This window comes from Streptomyces phaeoluteigriseus (genome assembly GCF_001896135.2).
Taxonomy (GTDB): Bacteria; Actinomycetota; Actinomycetes; order Streptomycetales; family Streptomycetaceae; genus Streptomyces; species Streptomyces phaeoluteigriseus.
In genome coordinates, this window is the sequence record NZ_MPOH02000016.1 from 1 (window position 1) to 14,566 (window position 14,566).

Consider the following 14,566-nt stretch of genomic DNA (forward strand, 5'->3'; position numbering starts at 1 on the left):
GGAAAGGGGGAAGGGGTGGGCGCGGGCGCCGGTCCGTGCCCGCGCGGTGAGGGACGTCAGGTCCGGTTGCCGAGCAGGTCGAGCACGAGCTGCGCCGTCCCCGTCGGTGTGCTCCCCACCCGCACCCCGGCCGCTTCCAACGCCTCCTTCTTCGCCTGCGCGGTCCCCGAGGAGCCGGAGACGATCGCGCCGGCGTGGCCCATGGTCCTGCCCTCGGGCGCGCTGAAGCCGGCGATGTAGCCGACGACGGGTTTGGTGACGTGGTCGCGGACATAGGCGGCGGCCCGTTCCTCCGCGTCGCCGCCGATCTCCCCGATGAGGACGACGAGATCGGTGTCCGGGTCGTCCTCGAAGGCGGCCAGGCAGTCGATGTGGCTGGTCCCGACGACCGGGTCGCCGCCGATGCCGACACAGGTGGAGAAGCCGACGTCGCGGAGTTCGTACATGAGCTGGTACGTCAGCGTGCCCGACTTGGAGACCAGACCGACGCGGCCGGGTTTGGCGATGTCGGCGGGGATGATGCCGGCGTTGGACTGGCCCGGGCTGATCAGGCCGGGGCAGTTGGGGCCGATGAGGCGGGTGCCGCGCGCCCTGGCGTACGTGGTGAAGGCGACGGAGTCGTGGACCGGGATGCCCTCGGTGATGACGACGGCGAGCCCGATGCCCGCGTCGGCGGCCTCGGTGACGGCCGACTTGGCGAAGGCGGGCGGGACGAAGACGACGGTGGCATCGGCGCCGGTCGACCGTATGCCGTCGGCGACCGACCCGAAGACCGGTACGGAGCGGTCGTCGAAGTCGACGGTGCGGCCCGCCTTGCGGGGGTTGACGCCGCCGACCACGTCGGTGCCGGCGGCGATCATGCGCCGGGTGTGCTTCATGCCCTCGCCGCCGGTCATGCCCTGGACGAGGACCTTGCTGTCCTTGGTGAGGTAGACGGCCATGGTGGCTCCTCAGGCTGCGGTGGCGAGTCGGGCGGCGCGGCGGGCGGCGCCGTCCATGGTGGTGGCCTGTTCGACCAGGGGATGCCGGTGCTCGTCGAGGATCGCGCGGCCCCGGGCCGCGTTGTTGCCGTCGAGCCGGACGACGAGCGGCTTGGTCAGCCGTACGGTGTCCAGGGCGCGCACGATGCCTTCGGCCACCGCGTCACAGGCGGTGATTCCGCCGAAGACGTTGACGAAGACCGACTTGACGGCCGGGTCGGACAGGATGACCGCCAGTCCGTCCGCCATGACGCCGGCCGACGCTCCCCCGCCGATGTCCAGGAAGTTGGCGGGGCGGGCGCCGCAGCCGGCGACCACGTCGAGTGTGGCCATGACCAGGCCCGCGCCGTTGCCGATGATGCCGACCTCGCCGTCCAGCTTGACGTAGTTGAGGCCCTTCGCGGCGGCCGCCTCCTCCAGCGGGTCGCCGTACTCGGCGGCGGCGCCGCCCCAACGGGACTGCCGGAAGGAGGCGTTGTCGTCGAGGGTGACCTTGCCGTCGAGGGCGACCAGCCGGCCCTGCCGGGTGCGCACGAGCGGGTTGACCTCGACGAGCAGGGCGTCCTCTCGGACCAGCACCTGCCAGAGCCGGACCAGGACGTCGACGGCCTGCGCCGGCAGTCCGGCCGCGGCGACGATCTCGCCCGCCTTCGCCGACGTGACGCCCTGGGCCGGGTCGATGTGTATGCGGGCGACGGCATCCGGGCGACGGGCGGCGACCTCCTCGATCTCCATGCCGCCCTCGGCGGAGGCGATCGCCAGGAAGCGTCCGGCCGCGCGGTCGAGGACGTAGGAGACGTAGAACTCGCTCTCGATGTCGACCGGCTGGGCCAGCATGACCGTGCCGACCGTGTGGCCCTTGATGTCCATGCCGAGGATGTGCCGGGCGGTCAGTTCGGCGGCGGCGGGGTCCGCGGCGAGCTTGACGCCGCCCGCCTTGCCTCGCCCACCCGTCTTGACCTGCGCCTTCACGAGGGCGCGGCCGCCGAGCCTGCGGGCGATCCCGCGCGCCTCCTTGGATGAGTCGGTCACCTCCGCCTGCGGCACCGCGATGCCGTGTTCCTCGAAGAGTTCCCTTGCCTGGTGCTCGTACAGGTCCATCTCGGCTCCCGTCTGCGAAGTCATCGCGAGGCCGAACTCCGATGACTGAAAGTGCCGCACGCCCCCTGGACACCACCCACCGGATGCGGGATAACAAGCTTCATACAGTATTCGTCGACTGTATGCAATGTACCGCGAGAGCTTTCCACCCCCCTACGAAGGGACGGGACTTCGCCATGCCCGACGACACCCAGGACGCCATCTCCGGTGGTCATCTCGTTGCCAAGGCGCTCAAAGCCGAGGGCGTCGAGCGCATCTACACCCTGTGCGGCGGCCACATCATCGACATCTACGACGGCTGCGTCGACGAGGGCATAGAAGTCGTCGACGTCCGCCACGAGCAGGTCGCCGCCCACGCCGCCGACGGTTACGCCCGCATCACCGGCAAGCCCGGCTGCGCGGTCGTCACCGCCGGCCCCGGTACCACCGACGCCGTCACCGGTGTCGCCAACGCCTTCCGCGCCGAGTCACCGATGCTGCTGATCGGCGGTCAGGGCGCGCTCAGCCAGCACAAGATGGGGTCCCTCCAGGACCTGCCGCACGTCGACATGATGGCGCCGATCACCAAGTTCTCGGCGACCGTGCCCGACACCGCACGCGCCGCGGACATGGTGTCCATGGCGTTCCGCGAGTGCTACCACGGCGCGCCCGGCCCCTCCTTCCTGGAGATCCCGCGCGACGTCCTCGACGCCAAGGTGCCCGCCGCGAAGGCCAGGGTGCCGCAGGCCGGCGCCTACCGCGCCTCCACCTGCTCGGCCGGCGACCCCGACGCCGTCGAGAAGCTCGCCGACCTCCTCACCCACGCCTCGAGGCCCGCCATCCTGCTGGGCAGCCAGGTGTGGACCACCCGCGGCACGGAGGCGGCCGTCGAACTGGTCCGCACCCTGAACATCCCGGCGTACATGAACGGTGCCGGCCGCGGCACCCTCCCTCCCGGCGACCCGCACCACTTCCAGCTCTCACGCCGCTACGCCTTCTCGAACGCCGACGTCATCGTCATCGTCGGCACCCCCTTCGACTTCCGCATGGGCTACGGCAAGCGGCTGTCCCCGGACGCGACCGTCGTGCAGATCGACCTCGACTACCGGACCGTCGGCAAGAACCGGGACATCGGCCTCGGCATCGTCGGCGACGCCGGCCTGGTGCTGAAGTCGGTGACCGAGGCCGCCTCCGGGCGTCTCAACGGTGGCGCGGCGCGGCGCAAGGAGTGGCTCGACGAACTGCGCGCCGCCGAACAGAGCGCCCTGGACAAGCGGCTGCCGCAACTGCGCTCGGACGCCTCGCCCATCCACCCCTACCGCCTGGTCAGCGAGATCAACGACTTCCTCACCGAGGACTCCGTCTACATCGGCGACGGCGGTGACATCGTCACCTTCTCCGGACAGGTCGTGCAGCCCAAGTCGCCGGGCCACTGGATGGACCCGGGCCCGCTGGGCACTCTCGGCGTCGGCGTGCCCTTCGTCCTCGCCGCCAAGCAGGCCCGGCCCGACAAGGAGGTCGTCGCCCTCTTCGGCGACGGCGCGTTCTCCCTCACCGGCTGGGACTTCGAGACCCTGGTCCGCTACGACCTCCCCTTCGTCGGCATCGTCGGCAACAACTCCTCCATGAACCAGATCCGCTACGGCCAGGCCGCCAAGTACGGCAAGGAGCGTGAGCGGATCGGCAACACCCTCGGCGACGTCCACTACGACAAGTTCGCCCAGATGCTCGGCGGTCACGGCGAGGAGGTCCGCGACCCCGCCGACATCGGCCCCGCGCTGCGGCGCGCCCGCGAGTCCGGGAAGCCCTCGTTGATCAACGTCTGGGTCGACCCCGACGCGTACGCCCCCGGAACCATGAACCAGACCATGTACAAGTGAGGAGCGCCGGTCATGACCAAGGCACTCGAAGGCATCCGCGTCCTGGACATGACGCACGTCCAGTCCGGGCCCTCGGCGACCCAGCTGCTCGCCTGGCTCGGCGCCGACGTCGTCAAGCTGGAGGCTCCCTCCGGTGACATCACGCGGGGGCAGTTGCGCGATCTCCCCGACGTCGACTCCCTCTACTTCACGATGCTCAACTGCAACAAGCGGAGCATCACCCTCAACACCAAGACCCAGCGCGGCAAGGAGATCCTCACCGAGCTGATCCGCCGCTCCGACGTCATGGTCGAGAACTTCGGTCCGGGCGCGGTCGACCGGATGGGCTTCACCTGGGACCGCATCCAGGAGATCAATCCACGGATCGTCTACGCCTCGATCAAGGGGTTCGGGGACGGCCCGTACACCGGCTTCAAGGCGTACGAGGTCGTCGCTCAGGCCATGGGCGGGTCGATGTCGACCACCGGTTTCGAGGACGGGCCGCCCCTGGCGACGGGGGCCCAGATCGGGGACTCGGGAACGGGTGTGCACGCCGTGGCGGGGATACTCGCGGCGCTGTACCAGCGCGAGAACACCGGACGCGGGCAGCGGGTCAACGTGGCCATGCAGCACGCCGTACTCAACCTGTGCCGGGTGAAGCTGCGGGACCAGCAACGCCTGGCACACGGACCGCTCGCCGAATATCCCAACGACGACTTCGGCGACGAGGTTCCCCGCTCCGGGAACGCGTCCGGCGGCGGCCAGCCCGGCTGGGCCGTCAAGTGCGCGCCCGGCGGCCCGAACGACTACGTCTACGTCATCGTGCAGCCCGTCGGCTGGCGGCCGATCAGCGAGCTGATCGGCCGGCCCGAGCTGGCCGACGACCCCGAGTGGGCGACACCCCAGGCCCGGCTGCCCAAGCTGGGCAAGATGTTCCAGCTGATCGAGGAGTGGTCCTCGACGCTGCCCAAGTGGGAGGTGCTGGAGCGGCTCAACTCCCACAACATCCCGTGCGGCCCGATCCTGTCCACCAAGGAGATCATCGAGGACGAGTCGCTGGTCGCCAACGAGATGGTGGTGCGCGTACCGCACCCCGAGCGCGGCGAGTTCGTGACCGTCGGCAGCCCGCTCAAACTCTCGGACTCCCCCGTCGAGGTGACCCCTTCCCCACTGCTCGGCCAGCACAACGCGGAGGTCTATGTGGGCGAACTCGGCCTCGGCGACGAGGAACTGCGCCTGCTCAAGTCGAACGGGGTGATCTGACGTGATGGCCGAGGATCGGATGCCGAGCGTGCGCGCGCTGCTCGACGCGGTGCGCGCCGAGGGCCGGACCGCGCTGACCGCGCCCGAGGGCAAGGTGGTCGCGGACGCCTACGGGATCGCCGTACCGGGCGAGGAACTGGCGACCGACGTCGACGAGGCCGTCGCGTACGCGGCACGTTTCGGCGGACCGGTCGTCATGAAGATCGTCTCGCCGGACATCCTGCACAAGACGGACGCCGGCGGAGTGATCGTCGGCGTCGAGGGCGCGGCGGACGTACGGGCCGCGTTCCACGAGATCGTCGCCAACGCGCGTGCCTACGACGCCGGCGCGCGCGTCACGGGCGTACAGATACAGGAGCTGCTGCCGAAGGGGCAGGAGGTCATCGTCGGCGCGGTCACCGATCCGACGTTCGGCAAGGTCGTGGCGTTCGGGCTCGGCGGGGTCCTCGTGGAGGTGCTCAAGGACGTCACCTTCCGGCTGGCGCCCGTGGACGCCGACGAGGCGCTGTCGATGCTCGACTCGATACGGGCGGCGGAGATCCTGCGCGGGGTGCGCGGACAGGCGGCGGTGGACCGGTGGGCCGTCGCCGAGCAGATCCGCCGGGTGTCCCAACTGGTCGCCGACTTCCCGGAGATCGCCGAGGTGGACCTCAACCCGGTGATCGCCACGCCGCAGGGCGCGGTCGCGGCGGACATCCGCGTGATCCTTTCCGACGCGCCCGTGAAGGAGCGCCGGCGCTACACGCGCGCGGAGATCCTCACCTCGATGCGGCGGCTCATGGAACCCGTCTCCGTCGCCGTGATCGGCGCCTCCGACGAGCGGGGCAAGATCGGCAACTCGGTGATGCGCAACCTGATCGACGGCGGTTTCGCCGGGGACATCCATCCGGTGAATCCCCGGGCCGATGACATCCTGGGCCGCAAGGCGTACAAGAGTGTCACCGACGTTCCCGGTGAGGTGGATGTGGCGGTCTTCGCGATCCCCGCCAAGTTCGTGGCCGCGGCCCTGGAGGAGGTGGGACGCAAGAGGATCCCGAACGCCGTGCTGATCCCCTCCGGGTTCGCGGAGACCGGCGAGCACGCGCTCCAGGACGAGATCGTGGCCATCGCCGAGCGGCACGGCGTCCGGCTGCTCGGACCGAACATCTACGGCTACTACTCGACCTGGCACGATCTGTGCGCCACGTTCTGCACGCCGTACGACGTCAAGGGCGGGGTGGCGCTCACCTCGCAGTCCGGTGGCATCGGGATGGCCATCCTGGGCTTCGCCCGGACCACGAAGACGGGCGTGTCGGCGATCGTGGGGCTCGGCAACAAGTCCGACCTGGACGAGGACGACCTGCTCACCTGGTTCGGCGAGGATCCGCACACCCACTGCATCGCGATGCACCTGGAGGACCTCAAGGACGGGCGCGCCTTCGTCGAGGCCGCGCGGGCGACCGTACCGAAGAAGCCCGTCGTCGTGCTCAAGGCGGGGCGTACCGCGGCCGGTGCCAGGGCCGCGGGCTCGCACACGGGCGCCCTCGCGGGCGACGACGCCGTGTACGACGACATCCTGCGCCAGGCGGGGGTGATCCGGGCCCCCGGGCTGAACGAGATGCTCGAGTACGCGCGCGCGTTGCCGGTCCTTCCCACGCCGAAGGGCGACAACATCGTGATCATCACGGGGGCCGGCGGCAGCGGCGTGCTCCTGTCGGACGCGGTGACCGACAACGGTCTGGCGCTGATGGAGATCCCGCCCGACCTGGACGCCTCCTTCCGGGAGTTCATCCCGCCGTTCGGCGCGGCGGGCAACCCCGTCGACATCACCGGGGGCGAGCCGCCGTCGACGTACGAGGCGACGATCCGGCTCGGCCTGGAGGACCCGCGCATCCACGCGCTCGTCCTCGGCTACTGGCACACCATCGTCACTCCCCCGATGGTGTTCGCGGAGCTGACCGCGCGCGTGGTGGCCGAGTTCCGCGCGCGCGGCATCGAGAAGCCCGTGGTGGCCTCGCTCGCCGGTGACGTGGAGGTCGAGGAGGCCTGCCAGTACCTCTACGAGCGGGGGGTCGTCGCCTACCCGTACACGACCGAGAAGCCGGTGGAGGTGCTCGGCGCGAAGTACCGGTGGGCGCGGGCGGCCGGGTTGCTGGGGGGCCGTTCATGAGGTGACCCGGCGAGGGGCCGGCCGACGGTGCGCGTCGGCCAGCCCCGGGACCCGTGCGCGCACGAAAGGCATTTGGACAGGGGGCGCTGGCCAGATCTTTCGACGCAAGGGGTACGACACACATGACAACCACCGACTTCTCCACGTCGCTCCCGTACCGGGAGGTGACGGATCGCAACGGCCGCCTGTACCGGATCGGCGAGACCGACCGGGACATCATGGGGCGACCACGCTGGACCATGGTGCTCTTCCCGTGGATCGGCATGATGGGCATCAGCTCCTCGGAGTACGCGTTCACCTCCGCCGAGGACACCCTGCACGAGGCCCACCTGTGGGACAGCGGGCACATCTTCTGGCTGATGGGGGTCTGGGTCTTCTTCCAGGCCGCCGTGGCCTTCCCCGCCGGGCAACTGCGCGAGAGCGGCAGGCTCCCCGCGCGCTACGCGATGATGCTCGGCGCGCTGGGCACGGTCTGCGGCTATCTCTCGCTGGCGTTCGCGCCGCACGTGATCGTCGCCTACATCGGGTTCGGCATGTTCAGCGGCATCGGCGCCGGCCTCGTCTACGCGACCTGCGTGAACATGGTCGGCAAGTGGTACCCGGAACGCAAGGGCGGCAAGACCGGCATGGTCAACGGCGGTTTCGCCTACGGCTCGGTGCCCTTCGTCTTCCTGTTCACCTCGTACATGGACCTGAGCAACTACGAGATCGTCCTGGTGCTGGTGGGCCTGGTCTGCTGCTCGGTCGTCGCCTTCGCCGGCTGGTTCTTCAAGGACCCGCCGAAGAACTGGTGGCCCGCGCACGTCGACCCGATCCGGCAGACCGACGACCCCAAGATCCGCCGCGCGATGGAGAAGAACCCGCCGGCGGCCAAGCAGTACACCCCCAGGGAGGCCGCCCGCACACCCGTCCTGTGGATGATGTGGTTCTGTCTGCTGTGCACCGCCGGCATCAACATCTTCGGCATCGCCTTCCAGGTGCCCTTCGGCAAGGACATGGGCTTCGCGGGCGGGATCGTCGCCACGGCAATGTCCCTGAAGGCCATCGTCAACGGCACCGGACGCGGTGTGATCGGCTGGATCTCCGACAAGTTCGGCCGCCGCCACACGCTGATCATCGTGTGCCTGGTGCTGGGGACCGCCCAGTTCGGGGTGCTGGTCTCCGGCCAGATGGGCAGCATGCCGTTCTTCCTGTTCTGCTCGATGGTCTCCGGCTTCGGCGGCGGCGCGATCTTCCCGCTGTTCGCGGCCATGACGGCGGACTACTTCGGCGAGAACAACAACGCCTCCAACTACGGCATGGTCTACAGCTCGAAACTCATCTCGGGCCTGGTCGGCTCCGGCATGGGCGCGGTCGTGGTCGCCGCGTGGGACTACGAGGGGGCGTTCGTCATCGCGGGGTCCGTCGGCCTGGCATCCGCGGTCCTGGCGCTCTTCCTGAAGGCTCCGGACCGGCCGAAGCCCCGCGACATCGTCCCCAACCCGCATCCGCTCGGGGAGGAGACGGCATGACCTGACGGACTGCCCCGTCGCGTCGTACGACCCGTGTGTCCGTGAGGCGGCCCTCCCCGGTCCGGAACCGGGGAGGGCCGCCTCACGCGCTCGCGAGGGTCAGCACTTCTCGCGCAGTGAGTGCAGATGCTCGCTGGAGCGCCGGGCGAACGTGAGGGACTCGGCCGGGTTGTCGTGCTCGGCCTGCCAGTGGTGGGCCATGCGCCCACCCCGCAGCCGGGTCACGGCGGAGATGAACCGCTGGTAGTCGATGTCGCCGTCGCCGACGTCGGTCATGCGGTAGCCGTAGGTGTTCGCCGGGTCGCTCAGCCCGTCCTTGACGTGGAAGAGCGGATAGCGGTGCGGCTGCCTGAGGACGTAGTCGAGCGGCTCGAACGGCGCGGGCGTGCCGTCGGGCCGCTTGGAGAAGCGGAACTGACCCGAGTACGCCCAGAAGATGTCCATCTCCAGGAACACCAATTCGGGGTCGGTCTCGGCGAGCAGGACGTCGTAGAGGCGGACCCTGGGGTTGTCGGTGGCGAAGGAGAACTCCTCGGAGTGGTTGTGCTGGTAGAACTTCATGCCGCGCGCCCTGGCCGCCGCGCCGTAGGTGTTGAAGTCCTCGGCGGCGCGCTTCCAGGCGTCGACGGTCGAGCCGTAGCGGAACGGGTTCGAGGCGGTGCCGATGTGCTTGAGGCCGAGGGCCTGTGCGTCGTCGAGGACCTTGGTGAGGTTCTGGGCGAAGGTGTAGGCGTTCGGGTCGTCGGAGTAGTAGCCGACGTGGCTGCCGATGGGGTTCAGGCCGTGGCTCCGGGCCAGCCGCTTGAGCTGGGCGAGGGTGATCGGGCCCGCCGAGCCCTGGCTGTAGCCCGCGAACTCGACCTCGTCGTAGCCGTACTTCTCCAGTTCGGCGAAGACGGGGGCGAAGCCGAGCGTGGAGACCTTGTCGCGCAGGCTGTAGAGCTGGATGCCGAGCCGGCCGGGGGGCAGGACGGGCCGGCCGCGTCCGCCGGGCGTCGTCCCCGTCGCCGTCCCGGTCGTCGTCCCGGCCGCGGGGGCGGGCGCCGCCGGGGTCGCCGCGGCACCGAGCAGGGCGGCGGCCGTGGCACCCGCGGCCACGCCGAGCATGTTTCGTCTGCTGAGGCGGTGGGTCAGTTCGGGGTCGGGCTGGGAGATGCGGCTCATGCCTGGAACTCCTCGTGATCGAAGGGCGTTGTCAGTGATGAGTGCTCCACCCGTGACCGGTCAGGAGAGACCGGCAAGGTGCAGCAACAGGGCTTTCACATCGGTGGCCGCGACTCGGTCACCGACGGCGCGGGGGGTGGAGCAGATGAGGAGCGGACCGTCGTCGTCGCTCGCGGGTGGGCGGCCGTGGCTGCCCCGAATAGGTGACGGATCGAGGGGCACGACCGCCAGGCGGTAGCGCATGCCGAGCTTCTTGCGGGCCAGCGCGGTGGCCGCCCTGACCTTCACATAGGGGTCGAGCGGGTCCATGAACAGCTCGGCCGGGTCGTAGCCGGGTTTGCGGTGGATCTCGACGAGCTGCGCGAAGTCGGGTGCGCGGGCGTCGTCGAGCCAGTAGTAGTACGTGAACCAGGCGTCCGGCTCCGCGACGGCGACGAGTTCGCCCGAGCGCGGATGGTCGAGGTGGTGTGCCTTCTTCCCCTCGTCGTCGAGGAGTTCGGCGATGCCGGGCAGGTCGGCGAGGGCGGCCCGGGTGGCGTCCAGGTCCTCCGGGCGGCGCACGTAGACGTGGGCGATCTGGTGGTCCGCGACCGCGAAGGCACGGGACGCCATCGGGTCGAGGTACTCCATGCCGTCCTGGGTGTGCACCTCCAGCAGTCCGGCGCGGCGCAGGGCGCGGTTGATGTCGACGGGCCGGCTCACCGGGGTGATGCCGTACTCGGACAGCGCGACGACGGTACGGCCCTGCGCACGTGCCTCGTCCAGCAGTGGGGCCATGGCGGCGTCGAGGTCGGCGGCCGCCCGCAGGGAGCGCGGGTCGTCGGGGCCGAAGCGCTGGAGGTCGTAGTCGAGGTGAGGGAGGTAGCACAGGGCCAGGTCGGGGCGGCGGGTGCGCAGGATGTGCCGGGTGGCGTCGATGATCCAGCGGCTGGAGACCAGGTCCGCGCCCGGTCCCCAGAAGTGGAAGAGGGGGAAGGTGCCGAGTTCGTCGGTGAGTTCGTCGTGCAGGGCCGGTGGCCGGGTGTAGCAGTCGGGCTCCTTGCGGCCGTCGGCGTAGTAGACGGGACGGGGGGTGACGGTGAAGTCGGTGTCGGCGCCCATGGCGTACCACCAGCAGATGTTGGCGACCGTGTAGCCGGGATACGCCCGGCGGGCGGCGTCCCACAGTTTGTCCCCGGCGACGAGACCGTTGTGCTGGCGCCACAGCAGGACGTCGCCGAGTTCGCGGAAGTACCAGCCGTTGCCCACAATGCCGTGCTCCGACGGGTGCGTGCCGGTGAGGAAGGTGGACTGGGCGGCGCAGGTGACGGCGGGCAGGACGGTGCCGAGGGGCGCCCGGGAGCCGGCCCGGGCGAGGGACTTGAGGTGGGGCATGTGGTCCAGGAGACGGGGGGTGAGACCGACGACGTCGAGGACGAGGAGGGGGACGGGACGTACCGGGGCCACGGCGGTCGCGGGGGTGGCCGTCGAGTCGGCCTCCGGGGCGGCGCCCGGAACGGCATCCGGGGTGGCCGTGGAGTTGGCCGCCGGGGTGGCGGAGGTCATGGCAGCTCCTTCAGGCCGAGGTCGGTCAACAGGTCGCGTGCCAGCGCCAGTTCCGCGGCGATGCCGTCGGCGAGCTGGGACCGGCCGCGGGGGCGCAGCTCGGGTGGGAGGGCCTGCCAGGTGTAGGTCTCGACCTCGAGGTGAAGGGTGAGCGGATGCGGTCCGCCGACGAGGCGGGTCAGGGCGTCCTTCAGGACGGGGAGCGTGGAGGTCAGGGGCGCGGCGGGGGCCGCGTGCAGCGGGACGTGGAAGTGGGAGCGCCAGGGCGAGGTGTCGGGCAGGGCGTCGCCGGCGAGGGCCTGGCCGAGGTCGTCGGTGCCGTGCCGGCCGGTGGTGCCGACCGTGCGGGTCTGGTGCAGGAAGCGGGGTTCGTCGAAGGCGGCGAGGGCCTCGCGGACGGAGGGGAGATGGGGATGTTCGGCGTGCAGGGCGGCCGACAGCTGCGACTTGACGACGGGAACGTGGGCGGTGGCGAGCGCGTCCAGGGCGGTGTGCGGGTCTTCGAAGGAGGTGGCGAGGTGACAGGTGTCCACACAGACGCCGATGCGTGGGTGGCCGACGGCGGTGAGCGGGGCCAGGGCGTCGCCGGTGGTCTCGACGATGCAGCCGGGCTCCGGTTCGAGGCCGACCCGGACGGAGCGGCCGGTCAGGTCCGCGAGGGCGTCCAGGCGTTCCGCGAGGGTGAGCAGGGCGGCGTGCGCGGCGTCGGCGTGGGCGGCGGTCCAGCTGGTGCGCCAGCCCAGCGGCAGGGTGGAGATGCTGCCCTCGGTGAGGTCGTCGGGGAGGAGACCGGTGAGGACACGGGCCAGGGCCGTGGTGTGGTCGAGGCGCTCGGGGTCGGCCCAGTCGGGCTTGTAGACGCGGTACTTGACCTCCTCCGCGCCGAATCCCTCGTAGGGGAAGCCGTTGAGGGTGACGACCTCCAGGCCCCGCCGGTCGAGTTCGGCGCGCAGGCCGCGCAGGGCGGCCGGGTCGGTGTCGAGGGCGCGCGCGGCGTCCTTGGCGAGCCACAGGCCGATGCCGAGCCGGTCGCGGCCCAGGCGGCGGCGGACGGGCTCGCAGTGGTCGCGCAGTTGCGCGAGCACGCCGTCGAGGGTCTCGGCGGGGTGCACGTTGGTGCAGTAGGCGAGATGGACGGTGGTGCCGTCGGGGTGGCGGAAGCGCATCGCTCACTCCCCGCCGCGCAGCACGGAGTTGCCCTCGTGGGTGGCGCCGGGAGCGGCCACCTCGACGTTCAGCCGGCCGCTGAGTCCGTAGAAGGCGACCGGGTTGCGCCACAGGACCCGGTCGACGTCGTCCTCGGTGAAGCCCTCGTCCAGCATCAGATCGGCCACGCCGCGGGTCTTCAGCGGATCGCTGCGGCCCCAGTCGGCGGCGGAGTTCACCAGGACCCGCTCCGGCCCGTACGCGCGCAGGATCCCGACCATGCGGCGCTCGTCCATCTTGGTGTCCGGATACACCGAGAAGCCCAGCCAGCAGCCGCTGTCCTTGGCCTCCTTCACGGTGGTCTCGTTGAGATGGTCGATCAGGAGGTGCTCCTCGGGCAGCGCGGACTCCCGTACGACGTCGAGGGTGCGGCGCAGCCCGGCGAGCTTGTCGCGGTGCGGGGTGTGCACCAGCGCGGGCAGCCCGTGGTCGGCGGCGAGCTGGAGCTGGGCGGCGAGGGCGGTGTCCTCCGCGGGGGTCATCGAGTCGTAGCCGATCTCGCCGACGGCCACGACGTGGTCCTTGACGAGATATCGCGGCAGTTCGTCGAGGACGGGGACGCAGCGCGGATCGTTCGCCTCCTTGGGGTTGAGAGCGAGGGTGCAGTGGTGGGCGATGCCGTACTGAGCGGCCCGGAAGGGTTCCCAGCCGAGGAGGGAGTCGAAGTAGTCGAGGAAGGAGGCGGGCGAGGTACGGGGCTGGCCGAGCCAGAAGGACGGTTCGACGACGGCGCGGACACCGGCCGCGTACATGGCCTCGTAGTCGTCGGTGGTCCGGGAGGTCATGTGGATGTGGGGGTCGAAGATGCGCATCAGGACTCCTTGCCGTGGGGGTGGCCCGTGCCGTGGGGGTGCGTCGCGTGCGGCGGGGGCACGGGACCGGCGGGGCCGGCCGAGTCGGTCAGGGCGAGGACGCGGTACAGGTCCCGGGGCACGGGACGGTCCGCGGCCGTGCGCTCGGCGGCGTAGTCGCCGAGCATGCGGGCGAGTTCGGTGTCGGCGCGGGCCCGGTCCGCGAGGTCCGCCACCGCGTCGACGGGCACGCCGGTGAACAGGCATTTCAGGACGGCGTGGCGCCAGGCGTGGGCGTCGAGGTGGCGGGCCGCGTAGGGACCGACGGCGGCCGCCAGGAGGCGGGTGTCGTTCGTGCGCAGGGCGTCCTCCACCAGCGGCAGGGCGTCCGGGCCGGGCACGAGGTGCGGCAGCGCGTACAGCACGGCCCGGCGCTCGTCGGCGGTGCCCTGGAAGTACACCCGGCCGAGGGCGGTCGGGTCGGCACGGGCGGCGCGCAGGATGAGCAGCCGGACGGCGTCCGCGTGCGGACCGCCGCAGCGGCGACCGGCCTCGGCGAGCCGCAGCTCCCACACGGAGATGGGGCCATGGGTGCCGGGATGGGCGGCGGCCTCGTCGAGGGCTTGGCGGAACCAGGCGCGGGCCGGTTCCGGCAGTTGGGATCGGAGGTGGTCGTGAAGGACGTCGAGGGGGGCGAGTGCCAGGGCGGAGGGCGTGCTGCCGGGGGCAGGGGTGGTGCCCCCTGGTGACGGCGCCGGGGTGGTGTGGCGGTGGGTCATGGGGTGCTCCCTTCCTGGGTGGCGGAGGGCTCGCCGGGCGGTGCGGGAGAGGGGGTCGGGGGCGGCGGAGACGGCAGGGGCGGCAGGTGGGTGGGCCGCGATGCCTGGTGCTCGGCGCGGTGGGCGACCTCCTCCGGGGCGGCCGCGCGGTGGCCGAACGCGTCCGGGGCGGTCGCCCGGCCGTCGGGCGCCTGGGCCACGGCCCGGCGGGCGGCAGCCGCGAGGGCGGTCGAGCGCGG

11 protein-coding genes and 1 pseudogene are annotated in these 14,566 nt (G+C 71.1%); 4 read left to right on the forward strand and 8 right to left on the reverse strand.

Annotated features, from left to right (window positions below; all coding sequences use genetic code 11):
* Positions 1 to 56: 56 nt before the first annotated feature.
* On the reverse strand, positions 57 to 941 hold the full coding sequence (sucD, locus tag BM536_RS24745) for a succinate--CoA ligase subunit alpha (protein ID WP_073498057.1): 885 nt from the start codon (positions 939 to 941) through the stop codon (positions 57 to 59).
* Between the two features lie 9 nt (positions 942 to 950).
* Positions 951 to 2,081 (reverse strand): ADP-forming succinate--CoA ligase subunit beta, encoded by a 1,131-nt coding sequence (gene sucC, locus BM536_RS24750; protein WP_073498061.1) that lies wholly within the window; start codon positions 2,079 to 2,081, stop codon positions 951 to 953.
* A 176-nt stretch (positions 2,082 to 2,257) separates the two neighbouring features.
* Here sucC and BM536_RS24755 point away from each other — a divergent pair, with 176 nt between their 5' ends.
* The 4 genes from BM536_RS24755 (at position 2,258) to BM536_RS24770 (ending at position 8,842) form a co-directional block, all read left to right on the forward strand.
* Entirely contained in the window at positions 2,258 to 3,940 is a 1,683-nt protein-coding gene (locus tag BM536_RS24755) for a thiamine pyrophosphate-binding protein (RefSeq protein ID WP_073498055.1), read from the forward strand.
* 12 nt (positions 3,941 to 3,952) lie between these two features.
* Positions 3,953 to 5,182 (forward strand): formyl-CoA transferase, encoded by a 1,230-nt coding sequence (gene frc, locus BM536_RS24760; RefSeq protein ID WP_073498053.1) that lies wholly within the window; start codon positions 3,953 to 3,955, stop codon positions 5,180 to 5,182.
* Between the two features lie 4 nt (positions 5,183 to 5,186).
* On the forward strand, positions 5,187 to 7,331 hold the full coding sequence (locus BM536_RS24765; RefSeq protein WP_073498059.1) for an acetate--CoA ligase family protein: 2,145 nt from the start codon (positions 5,187 to 5,189) through the stop codon (positions 7,329 to 7,331).
* A 122-nt stretch (positions 7,332 to 7,453) separates the two neighbouring features.
* Positions 7,454 to 8,842 carry an OFA family MFS transporter gene (locus tag BM536_RS24770; RefSeq protein ID WP_073498051.1) on the forward strand — a complete coding sequence of 463 codons (1,389 nt, stop codon included), beginning with the start codon at positions 7,454 to 7,456 and terminating at the stop codon, positions 8,840 to 8,842.
* Between the two features lie 99 nt (positions 8,843 to 8,941).
* Here the strand turns inward: BM536_RS24770 and BM536_RS24775 are convergent, their stop codons facing one another.
* The 6 genes and pseudogenes from BM536_RS24775 to BM536_RS24800 all read right to left on the reverse strand — a co-directional run.
* A complete protein-coding gene (locus BM536_RS24775; RefSeq protein WP_073498049.1) occupies positions 8,942 to 10,006 on the reverse strand; it encodes a sugar phosphate isomerase/epimerase family protein in 1,065 nt (354 codons plus the stop codon).
* 60 nt (positions 10,007 to 10,066) lie between these two features.
* Entirely contained in the window at positions 10,067 to 11,551 is a 1,485-nt protein-coding gene (locus tag BM536_RS24780) for an alkaline phosphatase family protein (protein WP_245873758.1), read from the reverse strand.
* The gene (eboE, locus tag BM536_RS24785) at positions 11,548 to 12,717 is read right to left on the reverse strand and encodes a metabolite traffic protein EboE (RefSeq protein ID WP_094103532.1); all 1,170 of its coding nucleotides are present in this window, start codon (positions 12,715 to 12,717) and stop codon (positions 11,548 to 11,550) included. Before eboE ends, BM536_RS24780 begins: the two co-directional genes overlap by 4 nt.
* A 3-nt stretch (positions 12,718 to 12,720) precedes the next feature.
* Positions 12,721 to 13,569: a TatD family hydrolase gene (locus tag BM536_RS24790; RefSeq protein ID WP_073498043.1), complete on the reverse strand. Its 849-nt coding sequence runs from the start codon at positions 13,567 to 13,569 to the stop codon at positions 12,721 to 12,723.
* Positions 13,569 to 14,327 carry an EboA domain-containing protein gene (locus tag BM536_RS24795; RefSeq protein WP_170109954.1) on the reverse strand — a complete coding sequence of 253 codons (759 nt, stop codon included), beginning with the start codon at positions 14,325 to 14,327 and terminating at the stop codon, positions 13,569 to 13,571. Before BM536_RS24795 ends, BM536_RS24790 begins: the two co-directional genes overlap by 1 nt.
* A pseudogene (locus tag BM536_RS24800) lies at positions 14,324 to 14,566 on the reverse strand (hypothetical protein); the annotation flags it as partial. The pseudogene BM536_RS24800 and the gene BM536_RS24795, both read right to left, overlap by 4 nt.

What these genes read in the sequence shown, in the direction of transcription:
- sucC (WP_073498061.1), bottom strand. Translation starts at nt 2,081, where the DNA reads ATGGACCTGTACGAGCACCAGGCAAGGGAACTCTTCGAGGAACACGGC.
- BM536_RS24795 (WP_170109954.1), bottom strand. Translation starts at nt 14,327, where the DNA reads ATGACCCACCGCCACACCACCCCGGCGCCGTCACCAGGGGGCACCACC.
- BM536_RS24780 (WP_245873758.1), bottom strand. Translation starts at nt 11,551, where the DNA reads ATGACCTCCGCCACCCCGGCGGCCAACTCCACGGCCACCCCGGATGCC.
- BM536_RS24790 (WP_073498043.1), bottom strand. Translation starts at nt 13,569, where the DNA reads ATGCGCATCTTCGACCCCCACATCCACATGACCTCCCGGACCACCGAC.
- BM536_RS24755 (WP_073498055.1), top strand. Translation starts at nt 2,258, where the DNA reads ATGCCCGACGACACCCAGGACGCCATCTCCGGTGGTCATCTCGTTGCC.
- frc (WP_073498053.1), top strand. Translation starts at nt 3,953, where the DNA reads ATGACCAAGGCACTCGAAGGCATCCGCGTCCTGGACATGACGCACGTC.
- eboE (WP_094103532.1), bottom strand. Translation starts at nt 12,717, where the DNA reads ATGCGCTTCCGCCACCCCGACGGCACCACCGTCCATCTCGCCTACTGC.
- BM536_RS24770 (WP_073498051.1), top strand. Translation starts at nt 7,454, where the DNA reads ATGACAACCACCGACTTCTCCACGTCGCTCCCGTACCGGGAGGTGACG.
- BM536_RS24775 (WP_073498049.1), bottom strand. Translation starts at nt 10,006, where the DNA reads ATGAGCCGCATCTCCCAGCCCGACCCCGAACTGACCCACCGCCTCAGC.
- BM536_RS24765 (WP_073498059.1), top strand. Translation starts at nt 5,187, where the DNA reads ATGGCCGAGGATCGGATGCCGAGCGTGCGCGCGCTGCTCGACGCGGTG.
- sucD (WP_073498057.1), bottom strand. Translation starts at nt 941, where the DNA reads ATGGCCGTCTACCTCACCAAGGACAGCAAGGTCCTCGTCCAGGGCATG.